Genomic DNA, 21,829 nt, shown 5'->3' with positions numbered 1-21,829 from the left:
ATCGTGTAAACAATGAATATCCCGCAACGCCGCATCGCGCATCTGGATATGGATGCTTTTTACGCATCGGTCGAGTTGCTGCGTTATCCCGAGTTGCGTGGCTTGCCGGTGGTGATCGGCGGGCGGGACGAGCACCAGCCGGTGTTGCAAGCGGATGGCAAGCGGCATTTTTACCGTTTGCGCGATTATGCCGGGCGCGGTGTCATTACCACCGCTACGTACGAAGCGCGTGCGTTGGGTGTTCATTCCGCCATGGGGGTGATGAAAGCGGCGCAGCTGGCGCCGGATGCGATTCTGCTGCCGGTTGATTTTCCCATTTACCGGCATTATTCGCGTTTGTTCAAAAGCGCGGTTGCCGGTATTGCCGCGCAGATCGAAGATTCCGGCATTGATGAAATCTATATCGATTTGACTGGTCTGCCGGAAGATACGCTGCCGCTGGCGAGACGGATTAAACAGGCGGTGAAAGATGCGACCGGATTATCGTGCTCGATTGGCATCACGCCGAATAAACTGTTGGCAAAAATCTGCTCCGATTTAGAGAAGCCCGATGGTTTGACCATCCTGGCGTTTGATGACATCGCGGAGCGGATTTGGCCGTTGCCGGTGCGGAAAATCAACGGTATCGGCCCCAAAGCGGCGAATAAGCTGGCGTCACTGGATATTACGACGATTGCCGAATTGGCGCGCGCCGAATTGAGTTTGCTTCAGATGCACTTCGGGCGCAGTTACTCGGCCTGGTTGTATGAGGTGTCGCGCGGTATCGATCGACGTCCGGTGATTACGAATGCAGAGCCCAAATCCATCAGCCGGGAAACTACGTTTGAGCGCGACCTGCATCCGCGCCAGGATCGTCCTGGTTTATCCGAGGCATTTACCGCATTGTGCGTGCAGGTTGCCGCTGATTTGAAACGCAAGGGCTATGCCGGGCGTACCATCAGTATCAAGCTGCGTTTTGAGGATTTCCGCACCATCACGCGCGATTTTTCTCTGCCTGCCTATACCAACGATCCAGCTCGGATACGCCTTGCTGCCGGGGAGTGTTTACGCAGGGTGCCGTTGCAGAAGAAGATCCGGTTATTGGGCGTGAAAGTCAGTGCGCTGTGCGCCGAGACTGCCGTGCCGATGGCGGAGGCTTCCCGGCAACAGGAATTGCCGCTGGTGTTGTGATTTCATTGCGACGCGGCTAACCTTAATGTTCGATAAAGGACAGGTAACTGGTTTTTATTGCTATTTTGATTTTTGCTCGCTCTTATACACTGGCTGGGATGAGATCCATGAATTGAATACTCGCTGTTGTTGTTCGTTGCCCATCACAAAAATTTAATGAGGAATTGATCAATGATTGATCGCACGAATCTGTACCGGATTGCGCCTTTTGCCGCCTATGTTTTTTTCATGATATTGGAAGATTTGTTGCTGAAGTTTGGCTGGCAAGCCGATGAATTGCGTTTGCTTTATGCGGTGAAAATTGCGGTCGTGGCTGGTTTGTTGTGGGCGATGCGTAGCGCGTACAGCGAATTGCGCTGGCCGGATGGTGCGGGCTTCCGGATTTGGGGGGCCGCGCTGGTCGCCGGTATCGTGGTCTTTATCGCGTGGATTAATCTGACCGCGGATTGGATGGTGATGGGTGACGCTGTGGGGTTTGATCCGCGCGATAACGGTGAAATTGACTGGTTTCTTGTAACAGTGAGAATCATCGGCGCGGCGCTTGTGGTTCCGGTGATGGAAGAACTTTTCTGGCGTTCGTTTTTGATGCGCTGGATTGAGCATCCCAATTTTCTGACCGTCAATCCGGCGCAAGTGGGAATTAAAGCCTTCGGCATCGCAGCCGCCTTATTTGCGCTAGCGCACAGCTTATGGCTGGCCGGGTTATTTGCCGGTATCGTTTACGGCCTGTTATACACGCGCAGCAGAACGCTGTGGTTGCCGATTCTCGCGCATGCGGTTACCAATGCGGTATTGGGTATATGGATTGTGGTGACGGGTAATTGGGGTTTCTGGTAGACGGGAAACGATGGTAAGAAGAAATCCTTACCATCGTTTAAATCACATTTTCCGGATGTTCAACTATTTCCTGATAAATCAAGTGACGTAGTGCGAATACTTGATCCGGTTTGATGCCGGTATATTCAACGCCAGTGCAGATTATTTTCTGATTTTTCTTCGCGCTTTGCTTGGCGGATCTGATGGTCGCTTTAATGGATAAAGGTATTTTCCTGTCGTGTAAGGCGATAGCAAAAGATAATGTAACTTCTGAGCCTAATGTTCCCAATGGCAGGGTTGAAGTGATTGCGGCACCGCAGATACTGAGATCCGTGATGCTGATCGGAATTGATTTTTCGGCAACCGTTGCGGGGAAATTGCATTTGATTCTGCGTGACTTCCGGATACTTTGACCCTGTATCTCTTTGGGGAAAGATAAGTGTAAGTATTTAAAAGGCACTCGAATAATCTTGTCGACAAAAACGGTAAATTTATACGCATGTTGCCCGGTAATTAAGCGCACGTGAATTTGATCGCCTTCAATAAAAGGTTCGCCGATTAATTGATCGGATGCAGGCATGGAAACAATCAAAGTGCTGTCTGGCACATAGCCGATCATGGAGACTGCGCATGAGTTGTTTTCGCTGCCATTTTTTGAATACGTGGCTAAAGTAAGATGCATTTTATGGCCTACTTTCAGGTGCATGTCTTCAAAGCTGGTTTTTTCTGGTGAATGAGTAGCCTGTTCCGCTTGTTCCGGGGCTTGCTTTTCCATGCGAAAGACCGGTAATTCTTCCAGCTGTTTTAACTCATCTTCCGTCTTGAAGATGTAACCGCGCTTTTGTATGGGTTGACGACCCTGATCGAATAAATCCCACGGCAGCGGTTGGCCAACCATCAAGTCTGTTGTTTGTATGGGTATCAAATCCATAATTGTTTACTTAAAGTTAATCGTGAGAATTTGTTCAACGGACTAGTCAATCGGGTCATGGGGCGCGAACCTGTATTTAACTGTCAGTATCAGATTTGCTTTTAACGGAGCGGTAGTTTCAAAACTTTAACAGCAGTAGGTGTATTACAGCGTTAAGATATAGAACAAATATAAGGATATTGCCTACGGATTGTAGGAAAAATTAAATATTAAGCGTGTGTTCCCGCTAATACTTTGGTGTCGGATCAAATGTCAGTAACGTAAGTACGCAACACAATTTTTCCATATTGTATTTTTTCTGATCAGTCAAATATCCCAAAGGTTTGCGTTGACCCTTCAAGCAATTCGGTGTTAGAGTTCAATCCATGTGCTAGTTATGGTTTTTGGCTCTGTTATTTGTTTATTTTTTATAGTCTTTTTTAAAGGGGGGGAAGAATGGCGTATAAAGCGATCGTCAAAAAACAGATGACGCATGCTGTGGCAGGAGGGTTGTTGCTGCTTGGTATGAGTTCATCTGGTGTTCATGCAAACAGCGTGATGAGTATCGACAGTTTAAATAATAATCCTTTTGCCAAAGCAATTAAAAATAGCGGTATTGAATTTGGTGGCTGGGTGCAAGGTGGTGCAACGTTTAATCCAAGTCAGACACACGGTTTCATGGGGCCGGTTACTTTCGCGGATCAAGCGAACCGGTTTCAATTAAATCAATTAAATTTCTTCATACAACGCGGGGTAAAAACGGAAGGGAAAGGTTGGGATTTTGGTTTCCGGGCTGATTTCCTGTTCGGTACCGATGCTATTTTCACCCAAGCTTACGGTAATCCCGCTTTCGATGTGAATAACGGCAGGCCGTTGGCGGATAGAGGTAATTGGGATCTGGAGATATGCTGTAATTCCAGCCGCACGTACGGTATTGCAATTCCGCAAGCCTTTGCCGAGATATATGCGCCAGTTGGTAATGGCTTGAATATTAAAGTGGGCCATTTCTATACACCAATCGGGTATGAATCGGTTCCAGCACCCAATAACTTCTTCTATACCCATGCCTATACGATGCAGTACGGCGAACCTTTCACGCATACCGGTGTATTGGGTAACTACAACGTGAATAAAAACATCGTGGCGATGTTTGGGACCATCGGTGGTAGCGGAACAGGCGGCTGGGATGGTAATTTTGACAAACAAATGGAAAATTGGGGCGGGATCGGTGGTGTCACGTGGAGCAGTGATGATTACAACACTTCTCTCAATGTCAGCGGTACCGGCAGTACGACTTCAACGCGCAACAGCAGTTTTTGGGGAATGTACAGCATCGTCCTGAAACATAAATTTACCGATAAAACGCACTTGATTTTGCAACATGATCACGGTTTTGCAGATAACGTCATGTTATTTAATAACGTATATTCCGGTGTTGTTAAAGATGCGGAATGGTATGGCGTTAATTCTCACTTTTACTACGACGTGACGCCGGATGTATCGGTCGGTGTGCGGGCTGAATGGTTTCGTGACCGTGACGGCTTCCGTGTGTTTGCACCGGGCAGGGTGACTGCGGCAACCGATTATACGGGAAGAAGTTTTGCGAGTAACATCGGCTTGCTGGGTACCAGTACACCCGCCGATTATTATGCAGTGACCCTCGGCGCGAACTGGAAAGCAGCTAAAACATTAAAAATCGGCTGGCAAGGACTGAAGCACTTGAATGTACGTCCTAATATCCGTTATGACCGGGTGGATGCATTGCACGAATCGCTGCAAGCTTCGGCTTACCGGCCTTTTGGCGGCAACAAGGATCAGATCGTATTTTCACTGGATGCGATTTTGCCTTTCTAAGTTTATAGTTTGATACATGTGACGAGAGTTATGAAATATGAAACAAAAAAATGCGCCCTTGGGCGCATTTTTTTATTCTGCAATATCCGGCTGGTTGTATTGCCGCACTGTGTGCAATAGATTATCCATATCGGCCGGTATATCAGCTTCCCATGCCAGCATTTGTTGTGTTTGCGGATGAGTGAGCGCCAGTTTCTGAGCGTGCAGCGCCTGCCGGGGGAAACCAGCTAATCGTTGTCCGATGACTTGTTGGATATTCTTGGGATTACCGCCGTAAACAGGATCGCCCGCCAGCGGGTGTCCGATGGAATGCATATGCACCCGTATTTGATGTGTGCGGCCTGTTTCAAGACTACATTGCAGCAAAGTGCAACCGGAAAAATTCTCGAGCACCTGATAATGTGTAACTGACGGTTTACCTGTGCGGGTTATCGCCATTTTCGTGCGGTGAACGGGGTGGCGTCCGACCGGCGCATCGACACTGCCCGCTTGTGTGATTTCACCTAAAACCAGTGCCAGATAATCGCGTTTCACCGTGCGCTGCTGCAACTGGCGCACCAAGTTTGTTTGCGCTTCGAGCGTTTTGGCCACGACCAATAGTCCGCTGGTATCTTTATCCAAGCGGTGAACGATACCGGCCCGCGGCACGCTTTCCAATTGCGGCGCGTGATACAGTAAGGCATTCAGCAAAGTGCCCTGCCAGTTGCCATTGCCCGGATGGGTAACGAGACCGGCGGGTTTGTTGACGACGATGAGCGCTTCATCTTCGTACACGATGGTCAGGCTGATCGCTTCCGCCGTGTACACGGATTCCGCAGCGCTGTCCTGAGGCGAAATCCGGATATGTTCATTCCCCCACACTTTCTGTTTTACACTGGTTTTTACACCGTCCAGCGTGACCCTGTCTTCGCCAATCCAAGTTTGCAACCGGCTGCGCGACCAATCGGGCAACAATTTCGCCAACGCTTGATCAAGACGTAAGCCGGCATAATCCGAGGGAATCGTTAATTCAATGACAGGCGCTGTAAGTTCATTGCGTGCTTGCGCTGGCGGCTTTACGCTATAATCCCCGGCTGCATCTTTGTTTTTTATGGAATTCGTCATGTTACGTAGTTTAGCTTTTATTCTGTTATTAACGTTATCCGCGTGCAAATTATTGCAAGATCGCACGGAAGATCAGCAAGACTGGTCGGCCAATAAGTTTTATTCGGAGGCGAAAGAAAAACTTAATGAGGGCAATTATACTGCGGCTATCAAGCTGTATGAATCATTGGAAGCGCGCTATCCCTATGGCCGGATTGCGCAGCAGGCGCAGCTTGAAATTGCTTATGCGCATTATAAAAACGAAGAGCATGCTTCTGCGATCGCGGCAACAGACCGGTTTATTAAATTGCATCCGAATCATCAGAATGTAGATTATGCTTATTATATTAAAGCGTTAGCAAACTTTAACGATAATTGGGGCATGATGGGGTTCTTGCTGAGAGGCCCGCTGAAGCAGGACATGAGCGAGCGCGACTCAAAAGCTTCATACGAGTCGTTTGAGAATTTCAAGGAACTGGTGACACGTTACCCGGAGAGCAAATATGCGGCCGATTCCAGACAGCGGATGGCTTATTTGCTGAATTCCATCGCCATGAGCGATATTCACGTCGCGCGTTACTATATGAAGCGCAAAGCCTATGTCGCCGCGGCCAACCGGGCGCAAAACGTGGTGAAGGAATATCCCCGCACACCGGCTACTGAAGAAGCCTTGTATATTATGATCAAAGCCTATGAAGCGCTGGGAATGCACGATTTGCGTGAGGATGCGGAACGCGTGATGCGAATCAATTTTCCGCAAAGTTACTTTTTGACCGAATTGCCCGAAGTGGGCGGAAAAAAGTGGTGGCAATTCTGGAGAAGCTGACGCTACCCGATCACACCAGTGTGATTTTCTGATGCGCTACAGGTGAACGGCAAGCACGTCGCATTGCGCGTGATAGAGAATGCTTGACGCCGTCGAACCCATCAGCACCGCCAATCCGTGCCGTCCGTGAGAACCGGCGATAATCAAGTCGATCCGTTCTTGTGCCGCGAGCCGGATAATTTCCTGTTGCGGTTCGCCCCAGATCAGCCAGCGCCGTTCCGCTGCAATACCGAGTTGATCGCTCATCCGTATGAATTTGTTTTTTTCCGCTTCTAGCAAATCATTCGAGGAGTCTTCATCGAGTGAAATCACCGTGCCATAAGGTGTATCAGGCATGGGAATATTATCCAGCACATGAATGATGTGAAGCTGCGCATTAAATTGTTCCGCCAGCGATTGCGCTTTTTGTGCGACAGCCTGGCCATGATCGGAGAAATCGACAGCGAGCAAAATATTCTGATAATGATTCATGTTGAGCTCTTTTTATTGAGTGGATGCAAAAGCGGAAATACGCATTCTAAAACAGGCAGGCACTTTATCATAGCTGTGCTCGTGAGAGCCGCAATGATGCCGCGCTATCCGTCATCATGCAGGCGCAGATAATAGGACAAAAAATCACTGACGCGCTGCTCGTATTCTCTGCCGGCATAGCTGTGCATATTGAAATGCTGCGCACCGGGGACAATCCATAATTCCTTGGGAAATCTTGCCGCGGCGTAAAGGCGTTCGGTTTCCGGTTGCGTTGTATGCACATCATGCGTACCGGAAATGAACAATACGGGTGAGTTGAGGTTATTGATCCGCGTGATCGGACTCAGCGCATCCAGGGAAACGTCCAGGTAAAACGATAGTTGCCACAGCATGAGCGGTAACAGGATTGAGCCCTGATCGCCAAAATGCAGCTTTAACCGGTTATCAACCGCTTCTTCGAGGGTGGGGTGAAGTGATTCCAGAATGACGGCATCCAGTTTCAGATTCTGCTGTGCGAGCACAATTGCGGCCGCACCCAGAGAAGCGCCGATCGCGCCCATTCGCTCGGCTGGAAAGGTCTTACGCAGAAAAGCGACGGATGCTTCGACATTTTCCGCTTCGCGCAAACCGAACGTAATGTGATCTCCGGCAGTTTCCCCATGTGCTTGCAGATCGATAAACAGCACACTGTATCCCTGATCCTTCAGGAATCGCGCCCGGCTCAGCATTTCCATCCGGTTGCTACGCATCGAATGCACCAGCAGCAAGACACCACCACCGGGTTTTCCGCGAGCTAGCCAGCCATGCACGGTGACTCCTTGTTGTGAGGGAATTTCCACGGATTCAACCGGAAAGTCCGCTGATAGCGTACTCACCGCTGTGGGTGCCGGAGCGGTCAGAAGCGGGCCAAGGGCAAACACTATGAATGTGGTGGCGATGACGATGGTGACGAGTAGGATCCGGAAGCGTGTTGTGTGTTGCATAATTGCAAATGAGTGATAAGCGTTGTTGGGGAAATGTTTATTTATCTTCTAATCCGGCCAATACTGCTGAATAGGGCGTAATACATAGCGCGCAGGGAATTGGGTAAAAACGGTGACGAGCGCATTAACCGATGATAAAAAAGCCCGGATAGAGATGATTTTGACATTTCACTTTCAGTTCTCTATATGATGCTAATGAAATTTAAAAGTAAATTAATTTAGTGATCGACTTTTAGGGGTTAGATTGTGAGATTGAATTTCCTTTTTTTGAATACACTGGCTGCAAAAGATATAAAGATCGTAAGAAACGTTAACCCGCAATGGATGCTTTTGCTCTGACTGCCGCGGCACGGCAGGTTTTATCACAGAGACATAAATCCTATGCATTAAACTGCAACGAGTAGGCAGGATTGGATACCTTATCATGATTACTAAAGAGCACAAAGAATTTCAGGAGAGGATGCGTTTGGTGTTGGCTGCATTTGCGCAAGAGCTGCCGCACCGGATCAGTGAAATTGAATCTCTATGGCAAAAGCTGCGATCGGAATGGGATAGCAAAGCTTTGCAGGAAATGCATCGCTCTGTGCACCATTTGGTCAGCAATGGTAAAACGTTCGGTTACCCGGAACTGAGTACGGAAGCACGTGCGCTGGAAAAAATCCTGAAAAGCCTATTGCAGGTTACGACCCCGTTAGACGATTCGCAATCGAGCCGGATTTTGCAGCAGATCGATGCCTTGAAGCGGATTTCTATCGAGCAGGAATCCAAGCAAACACAGGACGCCGCTTCATCAGCCCATGACGAAAGCGCATTGTTGCCGCATGGGCAAGCATCCAGTCTGATATATGTCGTGGAAGCGGATGCCGAAGCCGCGCAGGAACTCGCACTGCAACTGCGCTATTACGGTTACGAAGTGGAAGTATTCAACCATCTGGATAAATTCCGCACTGCCGTGCAGCTTAGGCCCGATGCCATCATTCTGATGGATGTTGAGTTTCCGGAAGATGAAATGGGCGGGATTCTGATCATGGAACAGATTCAGAAAGAGCTGGCGCAACCGGCTCGGGTGATCTTTATCTCAACGCACGACGCTATGGCGTACCGGCTCGGTGCCGTGCGTGCCGGCGGCGTGGCGTATTTCCCCAAACCGATCAACTCCACTGAATTGATCGATCAACTCGATTTGATTACAGCGTCGCAAATTCAGGAGCCGTTCCGGGTTCTGATTGTGGACGATAGCCAAACCATATTGGCGTACCATGCCGCAATACTGGAACAAGCCGGGATGCTGGTGAAAACCGTGGTCGAACCGCTGAAACTGCTGGGCGCATTGAATGATTTCAATCCCGATCTGATTCTGATGGATTTGTATATGCCGGGTTGTAACGGTGTTGAACTGGCGCGGGTCATCCGGCAAATCGATGGTTTTCTGAGCACGCCGATCGTCTATCTTTCTTCGGAAAATGATTTCAATACGCAAGCGGAAGCCATGAGTCTGTGCGGTGATGATTTTCTGGTCAAACCGATCGGAGCCGGGCATTTGGTTTCGGCAGTGACGACACGGGCGACGCGCGCGCGCTTTTTGCGTTCGCTGATGATTCATGACGGTTTAACCGGCTTGCTCAATCACACCGCGATCAAGGAAGAATTGGCGCGCGAAGTGATACGATCCAGCCGTCTGAATTCGCCGCTCTCACTGGCGATGGTGGATATCGACTTCTTCAAGAAAGTGAACGATACCTACGGACATGCCGCAGGCGATCGTGTGCTCAAGAGCCTGGCGCGGCTGTTGAAACAGCGCTTGCGCGAAACGGATATCGTCGGGCGTTATGGCGGCGAGGAATTCGCCGTGATCATGAACGATACTGATGCGGCATCGGCGGCCAAAGTAATCGATGAGATACGCACAGTTTTCTCGCGCTTGCTGCATCTGAGCCACGATGAAGAGTTTTCGGTCAATTTCAGCTGCGGGATTGCCGATCTCGCGCATTTTTCTGATGCCGTGAGCCTGAGCGAAGCAGCCGATAAAGCGCTTTATCAGGCGAAACAAAGAGGGCGCAACAAGGTGATTGTGAATGCCGGGGATTGAGTCCGCGTAGTTACCGGTCATCGCTGCGGGTACGCAGCAAGCGGGGGGGACGGATATCCGCATCGAAGGCGAATTGCCGCTTACTGAAGGCGGCGCGGGATTGTGGATCGGGATCGATGGTTTTGATCGCCTCGATGACTGCAACACGCGGCGCCAGACCGGTACGATTAGCCACCTGAATGGCAAGCCCGGGGCGGGCGTTGAGCTCGATGATCATCGGCCCTTGATCCCTATCCAGCACCAAGTCCGCACCCAAATAGCCCAAACCGGTCATCTCATAACAAGCGGCGGCCAATTGCAATAGCTTATCCCAATGCGGTACGGTCAATTCGGAAAAAGTCTTGCGCGTATCCGGATGGTGCGTGACGGACTCGCCGTACTGCACCGCGTGTAATGCGCGGCCTGTTCCGATATCGATGCCAACGCCGACCGCACCCTGATGCAGATTCGCCTTGCCATCGGAGGCGTGAGTGGTCAAGCGTAACATCGACATGATGGGATAACCGCGCAACACGATGATGCGGATATCAGGAATGCCTTCATAGCTGTAGTCGGAGAAAACCGGGTCAAGCTGGATCAGCGATTCGATCATCACGGTATCGGGCTTGCCGCCCAAGCTATGCAAACCGCTCAGAATATTCGATACATGCCGTTCGATATCGGCCAGCTGCATCGCATCGCCACTGGGCTTGAAGTAAAGATTATGGTCATGTTCGGTAATCACCAGAATACCTTTACCGCCGCTGCCCTTGACCGGTTTGATGACGAACTGGCTGTACGGATGCAGTATTTCCTTCAGCGATTTCACATCATGCTGATACTGCACGGTACCGAGCAATTTGGGCACGGTGATCCCGGCTTCTTGCGCCAGCAGTTTGGTTTTTAACTTGTCATCGACCAGCGGGTATAAATGGCGCGGGTTATAGCGCGAGATCAAACCAAAATTTCTTTGGTTCATGCCGATGATGCCGAAACTTCTGAGTTTCTTAGCGCTTGCCAGCAACATTACGTCGTTCCAGGGCATGGAAACGGTACAACTCGGATAACCGGTAACCGGTATATTGTCCGAGAATCAGGATCAGCGACAGATTGACCAGCATCAGCTCGGGAAAATTAAAGGTTAAGTATTCAATCGTCCGGTTGGTCATGAATAGATAAGCAATAACCGCAGTCAACAAACTGCCGCCGCCCTGGATGAAAACCTCCCGGGGGCCGTCCTCCTCCCACAGCACCGACATGCGCTCAATGGTCCATGCCAAAATGATCATCGGGAAGAACGTCACGGTCATGGCCTGATCGAGCCCGAGTTTGTTACTGAGGATGCTGATACTCGCCATAATGGCGATGACGACGATGATCACCGCTGAGATTCGCGCAACAAACAATAAATTCAAGCGTGAAAGGTAAGACCGGATCAGCAATCCCGTGCCGACCACGGTCAGAAAAATAATGATACCGGTGAGCAACGTGGTTTGTATCAGTGCCAATGCAATCAGGATCGGCATGAACGTGCCGGACGTGCGGAGGCCGATCAGCAAGCGCATGATGACCACGATCAACGCGCCGATCGGGAGTAACAGAATCATTTTGAACGCGTTCTGCTGCTCAATCGGTAGGCTGTAAATGGAAAAGTCGATGATACCGGCTTGTTTGTTCATGCTGTCGCGTACCACCAGATCCCGGGTGGAATGAACATTGCGGATGATGGAAAAGGATATCTGCGAGTTTTTACCGCCGACCACATCCAGCAGAGATTGGTCGCCGCGTTGCCAAACCAGAAATTTTTTCGGTTTTCCGCTTTTTCCCGAGTTTTGGTTGAACAACAACCATTCGTTGCCAATATACACTTCCACAAAATTGGTCAGCGACTGTCTGCGGCGGCCGTCTTCCAAGTACAAGCCGCGCACAATGCGTGCACTGATACCTTCCAGCGCCAGCAAGTTGATGATCAAGTGCGTTTTGTAATCTTCGCTGGATTGATCGTTTATCAGCAAACTCAAGTTCTGGCTGGGCGCTTTGGAATTTAATGTGGTGATCAGTTCCCGGGTAAAAATTTCGGTATTGGCGGATTTGCTACGTACCTGATCCAGCAATGTAGTGGCCGCAGTTTTCAGCACCTCGTCAAATTCGGGCTTCTCCGGTTCGGACGGAAGGTCCGCCGCCATAGCCGGATGAGCGATCTGTCCGGTTTCGTACATGCTCAGGCGATAATAAGCCGTCTGCAAGCCGGATGCCACCCGCTTGCTCCACTGTGCACGCCGTCCGGATGGCGAAGTCAATTCGCTGAAGCCGTAATCGGATGAAGCGAAATCCTCTTCCATGAAAACAACATCCGGTGTTTCCGGCGGCAGTGCGAAGGAAACGATCACGGGATCGCCGCGTGCAACAAAATCGATTCTGGCTTCGATGGTCCAAACCGATTTTTTGTCATCCGGCGATAACGGAAACCCCAAAGCGAAATGCTTGTACAAGGTCAAGCCGATCCCAAATCCCAGGAGCAGGATGACTACAATATAGAGTCTTAATTTGGCATACATTATTTTGTCGTGGCGTCTGCGGAATTATCGGCTGTAACGGAATCGGGTTTCTTGCTGACATCGACAATGGCCAGATCTTGCAGCAAGTTGCGTCCGATCAGCACCTGGTGTTTAAACCGGCTGCGATTTTCCAAGGTGAAATTGATTTGCTCATCAATATCGGCCAGTATCACGCGCATTCTGACCACCGGACGCCGCTGCGATTCTTGGCTTCTCAGCTCCTTGACGCGCGCGTAACGGCGCAGACGCCGGGTGAGTTCTATTTTCTCCCCAGTTTGGGGGTGAATTAAATTGAATTTTACAAAGGGTTTTCCATCCCGTTCGAATTCGACAATATCCAGCGCATTTAACGACGATGTTTGCGCGCCGGTATCGATACGTGCGCTGAATTCAAGGCCAGGCGGATCAAGATGAACCATTTCTATGCCGCCCAGCACGGTTTTTGCGTCGATTTTTCCGGTGTCTTTCAGAACAGAGGATGCTTCCGTATTCTCGCAAACGCAGCCATCCACATTGGGGGCGCGAGGATTGTTTTCGCCAACGGAATGTTTGTCCGGTTGATCTTTTTCCAGCGATTTTTTCAGCTCGACCAATTCAGCGAACAATGTGACCAGTTCGGATTCGCGCGCATTGACGCGGGCTTCGCGTTCCGATAATGGATCGGTCTGCGGATTGCAAGCGGATAGCATGAAGCACGCGAGCAGTATGATTAAGCAATGGCCGGAAATTTGAGTGAAGTTGTATAAATGAGCGATTCTCATGACCGTGTTTTTCTAATTCTTCGAGAGTATGGCATTACTGCTGAATAAATGGTACCCGTAAAGCGGGCCGGTTGTGCCGGATGCCTCATTGCAATGTCCGTCAATAAGGCGGATACAGCGGTTTATCGGCAAGATAATTGTGTGCTCTGTTATTGTAGTTGGATAGATAAGGTCTGGTTTTTGTACGTGCAGGCGTAGCGGTGAATTTCCAGACAGTGTGACGTTACCGTGAATTGATAACTGCCCGCTTTTTCGTTGCGGGTATCGAATTTGAATTCAAATAGCCCGTTTTGATCGCTTGGATAGGATTGATCGGCAGCTACCGATCCGTCAGCACGGGTTAATTTAAAGTTGAGCAAAACATCGGGTGCCGGTTGTTCGTTGTAGTCCACCCTGCCGTGCAGAATGACGGTTTCACCGGCGGCATAGTGCGTCTTGGGATCGGTCAGAATGGGCTGGGATATATGCGTTGCCCATGCTTGGCCGATGAATCCGGTTAAGACCATCAGCCATGCGGATAAAAGCAGAAAGGTTTTTTTTGAGATCATGATCAATGCGGTAACAAGTAAGAGTTCATTATGGGATCGGAACGGGAAGTCAGTGCCGGTGCAGAAGGCTATTTCTTGGGTAGGAAAAGATCGGTAATAGTTCCTTCTGCCATCTCCGCAGCAAACAGCACGGTTTCCGATAGCGTCGGATGCGGATGGATGGTCAGGCTGAGATCCTGCATGTCCGCGCCCATCTCCAGCGCCAGTACGGTTTCGGCAATCAATTCACCGGCGTTGATGCCGGTCATGCCAGCGCCGAGTATCCGGCGCGTGGTTTTATCCAGCAGCAGTTGCGTCAAGCCTTCCTCGCGCGCCATCGAAATCGCGCGGCCGCTGGCAGCCCAAGGGAAGACGGCTTTTTCGTAATCGATACCCTGTTTGATCGCCTCTTTCTCGGTCAATCCCATCCAGGCGATTTCCGGGTCGGTGTACGCGACCGACGGAATGGTGCGTGCGTCGAAAGCTACTTTATGTCCGGCGATCACTTCGGCGGCCAGCTTGCCTTCGTACGTGGCTTTGTGCGCCAGCATCGGTTCACCGGCGATATCGCCGATGGCGAAAATATGCGGCAGATTGGTGCGCATCTGCTGATCCACTGGGATAAATCCGCGTTCGTTGACCTGAATGCCGATTGCTTCGGCGCCAATTTCGCGCCCATTGGGACGGCGCCCAACCGCCAGCAGAATGCGATCGTACGTTTGCGGCTGCGGTGCTTTGTCACCCTCAAAAGTAACGGTCAACCCGGCTTCGGCGGCTTCTATTTTGGTGACTTTGGTTTTCAGATAAATCGCTTCATAGCGTTTGCCGATGCGGCGGTGCAACGGTTTGACCAGATCTGGATCGGCGCCCGGAATCAATTGATCCATCCATTCCACCACGCTGATTTTACTGCCCAGCGCGGAATAAACTGTGGCCATTTCCAGGCCGATGATGCCGCCGCCGATAATCAGCATGCGCTGCGGCACATCGTTCAGCGCCAGCGCGCCGGTGGAATCGATCAGGCGCGGATCGTCGTACGGAAAACCGGGAATACGCGTGACGCTGGAACCAGCGGCGATGATGCAGTGCTCGAACGAAATGGTTTTCGAACCTTCCGCCGTTTCGACCTGAATGCTGTGGCCTGTGACAAACTTTCCGTTGCCGTGCACAACTTCGACTTTGCGCTGCTTGGCAAGCGCTTTCAATCCTTTGGTCAGCTTAGCGATGACCGATTCTTTCCAGCTGCGCAGCTTGTCGAGGTCGATCTGCGCTTTGCCGAACACAATGCCGTGCGCTGTCGCTTCGTCTGCGTCGGTAATGACTTTCGCCGCGTGCAGCAACGCTTTCGACGGAATGCAGCCGACATTCAGGCACACGCCGCCGAGTGTTGGATAACGTTCGATCAAGATGACTTTCTTGCCCAGATCGGCCGCGCGGAAAGCGGCGGTATAACCGCCCGGTCCCGCGCCGAGCACCACGACATCGGCGTGCATATCGCTTGGTCCGATGGGCTGCACGGGTGCGGATGGCGCGTTTTCCGGCGCTGCGCTTGTTGTTTGGGGACGCGCCGTTTGCGTGGATTGCGCTGTGGCTGCCAGCGTCAGGATGACAGTTCCTTCCGACACTTTATCGCCGACTTTGACCTTAATGTCTTGCACCACTCCGGCTTGCGGCGCGGGCACTTCCAGCGAAGCTTTTTCGGTTTCCAGCGTGATGAGCGAAGTTTCCTTCTCAACCTTGTCACCGGGCGCAACGAGCACTTCGATGACCGGAACATCCTTGAAATCGCCGATATCGGGAATTTTTATTTCAACAACTTGCGTCATGACATCCTTTGGCTGCAATGAGCGTTGGCTTACGCGTTATCAAACCGGCTGGCAGCGGGTTACTGCCGCAGCTGGCCGTCGCCCAGCACGATAAATTTCTGGCTGGTCAATCCTTCCAGACCGACCGGGCCGCGTGCGTGGATTTTGTCGGTTGAAATGCCGATCTCCGCACCCAGACCGTATTCAAATCCGTCGGCAAAACGTGTCGTGGTATTGACCATCACCGAGCTGGAATCGACTTCGCGCAGAAAACGCCGTGCGTGCGTGTAATTCTCTGTGACGATCGCATCGGTGTGCTGCGAACCGTATTTCGTGATGTGATCGATCGCCTGATCCAATCCGTCGACAACGCGGATGCTGAGAATCGGCGCAAGATATTCCTCGTACCAATCCTGTTCCGTGGCTTCCTTGATTTGCGCAACGATGCCGCGCGCCGCTGCGTCGCCGCGCAATTCAACGCCCTTGTCGAAATAAATCTTGCTCAGCGCGGGCAGAATTTTCTCTACAATGCCTTCGTGGATCAGCAACGTCTCCATCGTATTGCAAGTGCCGTAGCGCTGCGTTTTGGCGTTGTCGGCGATGCGGATCGCTTTATCGAAATCCGCTTGATCGTCGATGTAGACATGGCAAACACCGTCCAGATGCTTGATCACCGGAATGCGTGCCTCGTTGGCAATGCGTTCGATCAGCCCCTTGCCGCCGCGCGGCACGATGACATCGACGAAATCCTTCATCGTGATCAGCTCACCCACCGCTGCGCGGTCGGTGGTTTCGATCACCTGTACCGCGCTTTCCGGCAAACCGGCTGAACGCAAACCTTCCTTGACGCACGCGGCAATCGCCTGATTGCTGTGAATTGCTTCCGAACCGCCGCGCAAAATCGCCGCATTACCGGCTTTCAGGCATAACCCTGCAGCATCGGCGGTAACGTTCGGACGCGCTTCGTAAATGATGCCGATGACACCCAAAGGCACGCGCATTTTCCCCACCTGAATGCCGGACGGGCGGTAATTCAGTCCGCTGATTTCGCCCACCGGATCGGCCAACGCGGCAATCTGCAACAAACCCTCCGCCATCGTCGCCACGCCCTTGGCCGACAACGTCAGACGGTCGATCATCGACGCCTCCAAGCCTTTGGCGCGCGCATTGTCCAGATCCTTGGCGTTCGCCGCCAGCAACAGCGCTTCGTCGCGCCGGATGGCCTGCGCCATCGCCGTCAGCGCGCGATTTTTCGCCGCCGTATCCGCTTTTGCAACCAACCGCGATGCCGCACGCGCTTCCTGTCCGACGGATTGCATGTAACTTTTGATGTCTATGGTGTTCATGGCTTTCGTTTGATAAGGATATGAATTTCCGGATAGTGGGGCATTATAGTACAAGATGGCGGCGAGTGTAGAAGCTGCAACGGGTGCGGCGATTTACAAGAGAATGTTTGCGCAAAAAATGGATAAGAATCGATGTCTGCCGGTAATTCCGGATTGCTGAAGAATTTCACGGGACCGGGTTTCAACGCTTGCTGCGTGCGGCGGAAACTAATTTCTTGACGCAGGCAAGAAAATAAAAAACCGGATCAAAACGCTCTGGTTGATCGAGTCAATGACACATCCGGAATTATCGGACTGCAATATGACTGCCATTCCGTTTGTGAATCAGGAAGTAGACCACCGGAATAACCAGCAGGGAAAATAATGTTGAGGCGAAGATGCCGAAGATGAAACTCCAGGCCAGCCCCGAGAAAATCGGATCGAGAATGATCACGAACGCGCCGAGCATCGCGGCACCGGCGGTCAGGAAAATGGGGCGTAGGCGGATCGCACCGGCTTCGATCAAGGCTTCCGGCAACGTGACATCGCCGCGCGCGCGGATACGCTCAATGAAATCGACCAGAATGATGGAATTGCGCACCACGATGCCGGCCAGCGCGATCATGCCGATCATCGCCGTGGCGGTGAAATAAACCGGATTGGGATAACCTTCGATGGGCGAAGCCATGACCCAATTGAGCAGCCAGAAACCCGGCATGATGCCAATGATCGTCAGCGGTATGGCGATCATCATGACTAGTGGCATGGTCAGCGAAGCAGTCTGGCCGACCAGCAGGATATAAATCATCACCAGTGCGGCCGCAAAAGCCAGACCGAGATCGCGGAATACGTCGACGGTGATTTTCCATTCCCCTTCACCGGCGAGTTCCACGGAATAACCCTCCGGCAGCGGCCGCTTGGCCAGAATATCCTGCAGATCGAAAATGGCTTCGACCGGGCTGCGCCCCGCCATTTCGGCCACGACGAAATGCACTCGGCGCAGGTTCTTGTGATAGATCGGCTGGTCGGCGTGTAATGGCACCGGCGTGACAATTTCACTCAAAGGGATCAAGGCGCCTTGCACATTTTTTACCCGCAGCGCCAGCAGATCGGCAGCGGAGGAGCGCAGTGCGCGCGGCAGTTGCAGCACGATTTCCAGCGGCATGCGCTCGGTATCCGCATGCACGATACCGGCCACATGCCCGGCAGCGGCTATGCGCAACGCTTCCGCAACTTGTGCGGCATTGACACCGGACAACGCGGCCTTTTCGCGGTCGAGCCGGAAATGAATCTTGTCATGCAACGCTTCGGAAAAATCATCGGTATCGACAACCCCTTCGATGGTCTCGATATCGCCGCGTACGCGCCGGGTGACTTGCACCAGATCGGCAATGCGGGCCTCGGGCGGGCCGTAGATTTCCGCCACCACGCTGGCCAGCACCGGCGGACCGGGCGGGATTTCCACGATTTTCAGGCTGGCGCCGTATTGCTTGCCAATTTTTTCCACTTCGGGCCGGATGCGCAGCGCGATTTCATGCGATTGATGCTTGCGCATATCCTTGGGCATCAAGTTGATCCGGACATCGCCCATATAACCGCTATCGCGCAGATAGTAACGCCGCACCATGCCGTTGAAATCCATCGGCGAAGCCGTGCCGGTGTAGGTTTGATAATCGGTGACTTCATTGACGGTGGCGAGATAGCGTCCCAGCGCGCGCGCGGCTTCGTCGGTTTGTTCCAGCGTCGAGCCGCGCGGCATGTCGATGACGATCTGCAACTCGTTTTTATTATCGAACGGCAGCAGCTTCAGAGGCACGGCTCGGGTAACCGCCAGCATGACCGAAGCCGCAAAGGCGGCCAGAATGATCAGCAGGAACAGCCGTGCCCGCCCGGGTGTCGCGAGCAGCGGGTGCAATGTGGCGTGATACATGCGGTAAACCGCTGTTTGTTTGAATTCCGCCGGCGCTTCATGCTGCGGCTTGTGATAATCGGTTTGTAACAGTTTGTAACTGGCCCAAGGTGTGACGGTAAAGGCCACGATCAGCGAAATGAGCATGGCCACGGGAACATTGAAAGCCATCGGCGCCATGTACGGTCCCATCATACCGGTAATGAAAAACATCGGCAGGAAGGAAACGATGACGGTGAATGTCGCCAGTATGGTCGGCGGCCTGACTTCCTCGACCGCTGTCAGCAGGGCATCCAGCGGCGATTCCTTGCGCAATTGGTAATGGCGGTGAATGTTTTCGACGTCGACGATCGGATCGTCCACTAGCAGCCCCAGGGACAGAATCAGCGCAAACAGCGTGACCCGGTTGATGGTATACCCGGTGAGATAATCGAGCAGTAGTGTCAGCGCCAGCGTCATCGGTACTGCAATTGACACGATGAATGCTTCCTTCGGGCCGAGCGAGAATGCTAGCAGCGCCATGATGATCACAATCGCGAAACACAGATGTTTGACAAGTTCGTTGACCTTGTGATTGGCGGTTTCGCCGTAATTCCGCGTCACCGTCAGTAACACATCCTGCGGCACGAGCGTACCGTGCAGCTTGCCCGCCATGGCCAGCACGGCATCGGCCACCGTAACGGCATTGCTGCCCTTGCGCTTGGCGATGGCGAGCGTCACCATCTGGCGCTCCTGCCCGGTGTGCGGTTGCGCGCCGGTTGCCTGTCCGGCCGTGATCATGTTTTCCACCGCCGGACCGAAACCGATGCGCGTGTAATGACTGACGTCGGCCGGGCCGTCGACGACGCGCGCGACATCGCGCAGATAGACCGGCCGGTTGCCGATGCTTTTGACGACGACGGCTTCGACTTCCGCAGACGAAGTGAAATGCGGACCGGCCTCGAGCAGAATTTCGCGGTTGCCGCGTTCAAATCGGCCGGCTTGCAGATTGACATTGGTGTCAGCCAGCGCCCGCACGATCTCGTTCAAGGTAACGCCATGCACGGCCAGCCGCGCCGGGTCGGCATGAACTGATACGCGCCGCTGCTCACCGCCGACTACCCAGCTTTTGCCCACATTGTCGATGCTCCTGAATGCGACAATTAGTTCATCGGCAACGCGGCGCAATGCCATGGAATCATGCTGACCGCTTTGCGGCGACAGCGTCAGCAAGACGATTGGCACATCGTCAATTTCGACCGGATTAACCCGCCAGCCGGTCACACCCGGTGGAATCAGATGCTGATTGGACAGCAGTTTGTTCCAGGTTTTGATCAGGCTGTTCTCGTAATTCTGGCCGACATAGTAACGCACGGTGATTACTGCGGTGCCGGGCCGGGATACGGAATACACGTATTCCACGCCCTCGATTTGCTTCAGCAACACTTCCAGCGGCGTGGCCGCGAGTTTTTCCACTTCTTCGCTCGACGCGCCGGGGTACTCGAGCAGCACATCCATCACCGGCACGACAATTTGCGGATCTTCCTCGCGCGGTGTCAGTATCAGCGCAACCGCGCCCGCCAGCATCGAGATGATCAGAAACAGGATGGAAAGCTGGGAGGTCGTGAAAACCTTAACGATCCGGGTCGTCAGACCATGTCTGGCGTTCTGTTTATTGTCATTGTCCATCACTGTGCCTGCCGGGGATCGGACATGACGATTTCGCCCGCATGCAAACCGGAAATGACTTCGACCCGGTCGCCAAAGGTTTTGCCGGTGCGGATATGGCGCGTGGACTGCCGCCCGTTGGACAGCACCCGGACGATTTCCAGCTGGCCGAGGTACTGCACGGCGCTGGCCGGTATCAGCAATGCGGTATGTTCTTCGCAAGCCTGTTTCAGCCAGCCAAAGTGCCCCGGTTTCAGACCTTCAACCGCAGGCAGTGCGATTTTGATCAGTTGCGAGTGCGTATGGGCATCCATTTCCGGAATGATTTCGTCGATCGTTGCGCTGAAAGTCTGATCGAGCGTATCGATCCTTACCACCACCGATTCTCCGGGATGGAACGCTCCGGCGCAGGCGGCTGGTACCTCGACCTCCAGTCTGAGACCGCGCGGCACCTGTAGCGTCACCACCGGAACGCCCGGCATTCCCATGTCTCCCGGCTGTTTCAGGCGTTTAACGACGATGCCGTCGAAAGGCGCCAGCAACAGCGTGTCGGCCAGCCGCACCCGGATTTCATTCAACGCGCCGCTTGCCTGGCCGGCGCTTGCCTGCGCTTCCTTTGCGAGCGCTACAACGGCGTCATAACGTTCGCGCGTCGCCGCTTCTTTTTCGTACAAACTGCTGATGCGCTGCTTGTCCGCGCTGCTTCGCACCGCGTGCGCATTGGCACCCGCCAGCGCGGCAAGCGCCGCTTTTTCTTGCGCCCTGAGATCGCGCTCGTCCAGACGGGCGATTACATCGCCTTTCTTGACGGTATCGCCCGCGTTGACTTTGATTTCGACGATCCGGGCTGTCAATCTGGGCGCGATATCGGCGACGGTTCTGGATTTCACCACGCCGGGCCAGGCCAGTATGTCGCCCACTTGCTGTTCAGTTACGGCTGCCGTCAGCCCGGGCGGCGGATCCGCTTCGCGGGTCAGCGGCGTCGTTCCCGGTGTCACCTTGCCGATAAAACCGCCCTGCATGTAAATCAGCAGTAAGATCAACACCAGTGTTACCGCGCCAGCTGTAATGATTCTTCCGGTATTTTTTTGTCCATGAGCCGAAAACATAGGCGCT

The 21,829-nt window shown here is 52.7% G+C and carries 17 protein-coding genes; 5 read left to right on the top strand and 12 right to left on the bottom strand.

All coding sequences use genetic code 11. From position 1 onward, the window contains the following. Positions 1 to 12 precede the first annotated feature (12 nt). A complete protein-coding gene (gene dinB, locus BLU57_RS06355) occupies positions 13 to 1,170 on the top strand; it encodes a DNA polymerase IV (RefSeq protein WP_090318000.1) in 1,158 nt (385 codons plus the stop codon). Positions 1,171 to 1,341: 171 nt separating this feature from the next. Next, positions 1,342 to 2,007: a CAAX prenyl protease-related protein gene (locus tag BLU57_RS06350; protein ID WP_090317997.1), complete on the top strand. Its 666-nt coding sequence runs from the start codon at positions 1,342 to 1,344 to the stop codon at positions 2,005 to 2,007. Between the two features lie 37 nt (positions 2,008 to 2,044). On the opposite strand, the gene BLU57_RS06345 is transcribed toward BLU57_RS06350, so the two are convergent. Beyond that, positions 2,045 to 2,917: a flagellar brake protein gene (locus BLU57_RS06345; protein WP_090317994.1), complete on the bottom strand. Its 873-nt coding sequence runs from the start codon at positions 2,915 to 2,917 to the stop codon at positions 2,045 to 2,047. Positions 2,918 to 3,352: 435 nt separating this feature from the next. Between BLU57_RS06345 and BLU57_RS06340 the strand changes: the two genes are divergently transcribed. Continuing rightward, positions 3,353 to 4,750 (top strand): porin, encoded by a 1,398-nt coding sequence (locus tag BLU57_RS06340; RefSeq protein WP_090317991.1) that lies wholly within the window; start codon positions 3,353 to 3,355, stop codon positions 4,748 to 4,750. A gap of 72 nt (positions 4,751 to 4,822) precedes the next feature. Here the strand turns inward: BLU57_RS06340 and rluD are convergent, their stop codons facing one another. After that, positions 4,823 to 5,854 (bottom strand): 23S rRNA pseudouridine(1911/1915/1917) synthase RluD, encoded by a 1,032-nt coding sequence (gene rluD, locus BLU57_RS06335; protein WP_090317988.1) that lies wholly within the window; start codon positions 5,852 to 5,854, stop codon positions 4,823 to 4,825. Between rluD and BLU57_RS06330 the strand changes: the two genes are divergently transcribed. After that, positions 5,853 to 6,659 (top strand): outer membrane protein assembly factor BamD, encoded by an 807-nt coding sequence (locus BLU57_RS06330; protein WP_090317985.1) that lies wholly within the window; start codon positions 5,853 to 5,855, stop codon positions 6,657 to 6,659. The two genes, rluD and BLU57_RS06330, sit on opposite strands and share 2 nt — an antisense overlap. A 36-nt stretch (positions 6,660 to 6,695) precedes the next feature. On the opposite strand, the gene BLU57_RS06325 is transcribed toward BLU57_RS06330, so the two are convergent. Further along, positions 6,696 to 7,130, bottom strand: coding sequence for a universal stress protein (locus BLU57_RS06325; RefSeq protein ID WP_090317982.1), 435 nt, complete (start codon positions 7,128 to 7,130; stop codon positions 6,696 to 6,698). A 104-nt stretch (positions 7,131 to 7,234) separates the two neighbouring features. Then, positions 7,235 to 8,113 carry an alpha/beta hydrolase gene (locus tag BLU57_RS06320; RefSeq protein WP_090317979.1) on the bottom strand — a complete coding sequence of 293 codons (879 nt, stop codon included), beginning with the start codon at positions 8,111 to 8,113 and terminating at the stop codon, positions 7,235 to 7,237. Between the two features lie 424 nt (positions 8,114 to 8,537). Between BLU57_RS06320 and BLU57_RS06315 the strand changes: the two genes are divergently transcribed. Continuing rightward, a complete protein-coding gene (locus BLU57_RS06315) occupies positions 8,538 to 10,202 on the top strand; it encodes a GGDEF domain-containing response regulator (protein ID WP_090317976.1) in 1,665 nt (554 codons plus the stop codon). Between the two features lie 10 nt (positions 10,203 to 10,212). On the opposite strand, the gene BLU57_RS06310 is transcribed toward BLU57_RS06315, so the two are convergent. From BLU57_RS06310 to BLU57_RS06275, 8 genes are all read right to left on the bottom strand, one after another. Further along, the gene (locus BLU57_RS06310; RefSeq protein WP_256334375.1) at positions 10,213 to 11,226 is read right to left on the bottom strand and encodes an alpha-L-glutamate ligase-like protein; all 1,014 of its coding nucleotides are present in this window, start codon (positions 11,224 to 11,226) and stop codon (positions 10,213 to 10,215) included. After that, positions 11,189 to 12,739, bottom strand: a complete 1,551-nt coding sequence (locus BLU57_RS06305; RefSeq protein WP_090317970.1) for an inactive transglutaminase family protein — start codon at positions 12,737 to 12,739, stop codon at positions 11,189 to 11,191. Before BLU57_RS06305 ends, BLU57_RS06310 begins: the two co-directional genes overlap by 38 nt. Then, positions 12,739 to 13,500 (bottom strand): ATP-dependent zinc protease family protein, encoded by a 762-nt coding sequence (locus BLU57_RS06300; RefSeq protein WP_090317967.1) that lies wholly within the window; start codon positions 13,498 to 13,500, stop codon positions 12,739 to 12,741. Before BLU57_RS06300 ends, BLU57_RS06305 begins: the two co-directional genes overlap by 1 nt. Before the next feature lie 149 nt (positions 13,501 to 13,649). Further along, a complete protein-coding gene (locus BLU57_RS06295; protein WP_090317963.1) occupies positions 13,650 to 14,048 on the bottom strand; it encodes a hypothetical protein in 399 nt (132 codons plus the stop codon). A gap of 68 nt (positions 14,049 to 14,116) precedes the next feature. Further along, a complete protein-coding gene (gene lpdA / locus BLU57_RS06290) occupies positions 14,117 to 15,853 on the bottom strand; it encodes a dihydrolipoyl dehydrogenase (protein WP_090317960.1) in 1,737 nt (578 codons plus the stop codon). Between the two features lie 59 nt (positions 15,854 to 15,912). After that, complete coding sequence (locus BLU57_RS06285) at positions 15,913 to 17,178, bottom strand: glutamate-5-semialdehyde dehydrogenase (RefSeq protein WP_090317958.1); 1,266 nt, start codon at positions 17,176 to 17,178, stop codon at positions 15,913 to 15,915. Between the two features lie 286 nt (positions 17,179 to 17,464). Next, the gene (locus BLU57_RS06280; protein WP_090317955.1) at positions 17,465 to 20,734 is read right to left on the bottom strand and encodes an efflux RND transporter permease subunit; all 3,270 of its coding nucleotides are present in this window, start codon (positions 20,732 to 20,734) and stop codon (positions 17,465 to 17,467) included. Beyond that, complete coding sequence (locus tag BLU57_RS06275) at positions 20,734 to 21,822, bottom strand: efflux RND transporter periplasmic adaptor subunit (protein WP_090317952.1); 1,089 nt, start codon at positions 21,820 to 21,822, stop codon at positions 20,734 to 20,736. Before BLU57_RS06275 ends, BLU57_RS06280 begins: the two co-directional genes overlap by 1 nt. Between the last annotated feature and the right edge of the window lie 7 nt (positions 21,823 to 21,829).

Origin of the sequence: Nitrosomonas oligotropha (genome assembly GCF_900106555.1) — a bacterium.
GTDB lineage: Bacteria > Pseudomonadota > Gammaproteobacteria > Burkholderiales > Nitrosomonadaceae > Nitrosomonas > Nitrosomonas oligotropha_A.
Note: the sequence above shows the minus strand (reverse complement) of the source record. Positions and strands in the feature narration are given on the sequence as shown.

Bases quoted from the DNA above. Each gene is read 5' to 3' on its own strand.
- BLU57_RS06310 (WP_256334375.1), bottom strand. From the start codon at position 11,226: ATGCCCTGGAACGACGTAATGTTGCTGGCAAGCGCTAAGAAACTCAGA.
- BLU57_RS06325 (WP_090317982.1), bottom strand. From the start codon at position 7,130: ATGAATCATTATCAGAATATTTTGCTCGCTGTCGATTTCTCCGATCAT.
- lpdA (WP_090317960.1), bottom strand. From the start codon at position 15,853: ATGACGCAAGTTGTTGAAATAAAAATTCCCGATATCGGCGATTTCAAG.
- BLU57_RS06305 (WP_090317970.1), bottom strand. From the start codon at position 12,739: ATGTATGCCAAATTAAGACTCTATATTGTAGTCATCCTGCTCCTGGGA.
- BLU57_RS06340 (WP_090317991.1), top strand. From the start codon at position 3,353: ATGGCGTATAAAGCGATCGTCAAAAAACAGATGACGCATGCTGTGGCA.
- BLU57_RS06300 (WP_090317967.1), bottom strand. From the start codon at position 13,500: ATGAGAATCGCTCATTTATACAACTTCACTCAAATTTCCGGCCATTGC.
- BLU57_RS06345 (WP_090317994.1), bottom strand. From the start codon at position 2,917: ATGGATTTGATACCCATACAAACAACAGACTTGATGGTTGGCCAACCG.
- BLU57_RS06280 (WP_090317955.1), bottom strand. From the start codon at position 20,734: ATGGACAATGACAATAAACAGAACGCCAGACATGGTCTGACGACCCGG.
- BLU57_RS06295 (WP_090317963.1), bottom strand. From the start codon at position 14,048: ATGATCTCAAAAAAAACCTTTCTGCTTTTATCCGCATGGCTGATGGTC.
- BLU57_RS06330 (WP_090317985.1), top strand. From the start codon at position 5,853: ATGTTACGTAGTTTAGCTTTTATTCTGTTATTAACGTTATCCGCGTGC.
- BLU57_RS06350 (WP_090317997.1), top strand. From the start codon at position 1,342: ATGATTGATCGCACGAATCTGTACCGGATTGCGCCTTTTGCCGCCTAT.
- rluD (WP_090317988.1), bottom strand. From the start codon at position 5,854: ATGACGAATTCCATAAAAAACAAAGATGCAGCCGGGGATTATAGCGTA.
- BLU57_RS06320 (WP_090317979.1), bottom strand. From the start codon at position 8,113: ATGCAACACACAACACGCTTCCGGATCCTACTCGTCACCATCGTCATC.
- BLU57_RS06315 (WP_090317976.1), top strand. From the start codon at position 8,538: ATGATTACTAAAGAGCACAAAGAATTTCAGGAGAGGATGCGTTTGGTG.
- BLU57_RS06285 (WP_090317958.1), bottom strand. From the start codon at position 17,178: ATGAACACCATAGACATCAAAAGTTACATGCAATCCGTCGGACAGGAA.
- BLU57_RS06275 (WP_090317952.1), bottom strand. From the start codon at position 21,822: ATGTTTTCGGCTCATGGACAAAAAAATACCGGAAGAATCATTACAGCT.
- dinB (WP_090318000.1), top strand. From the start codon at position 13: ATGAATATCCCGCAACGCCGCATCGCGCATCTGGATATGGATGCTTTT.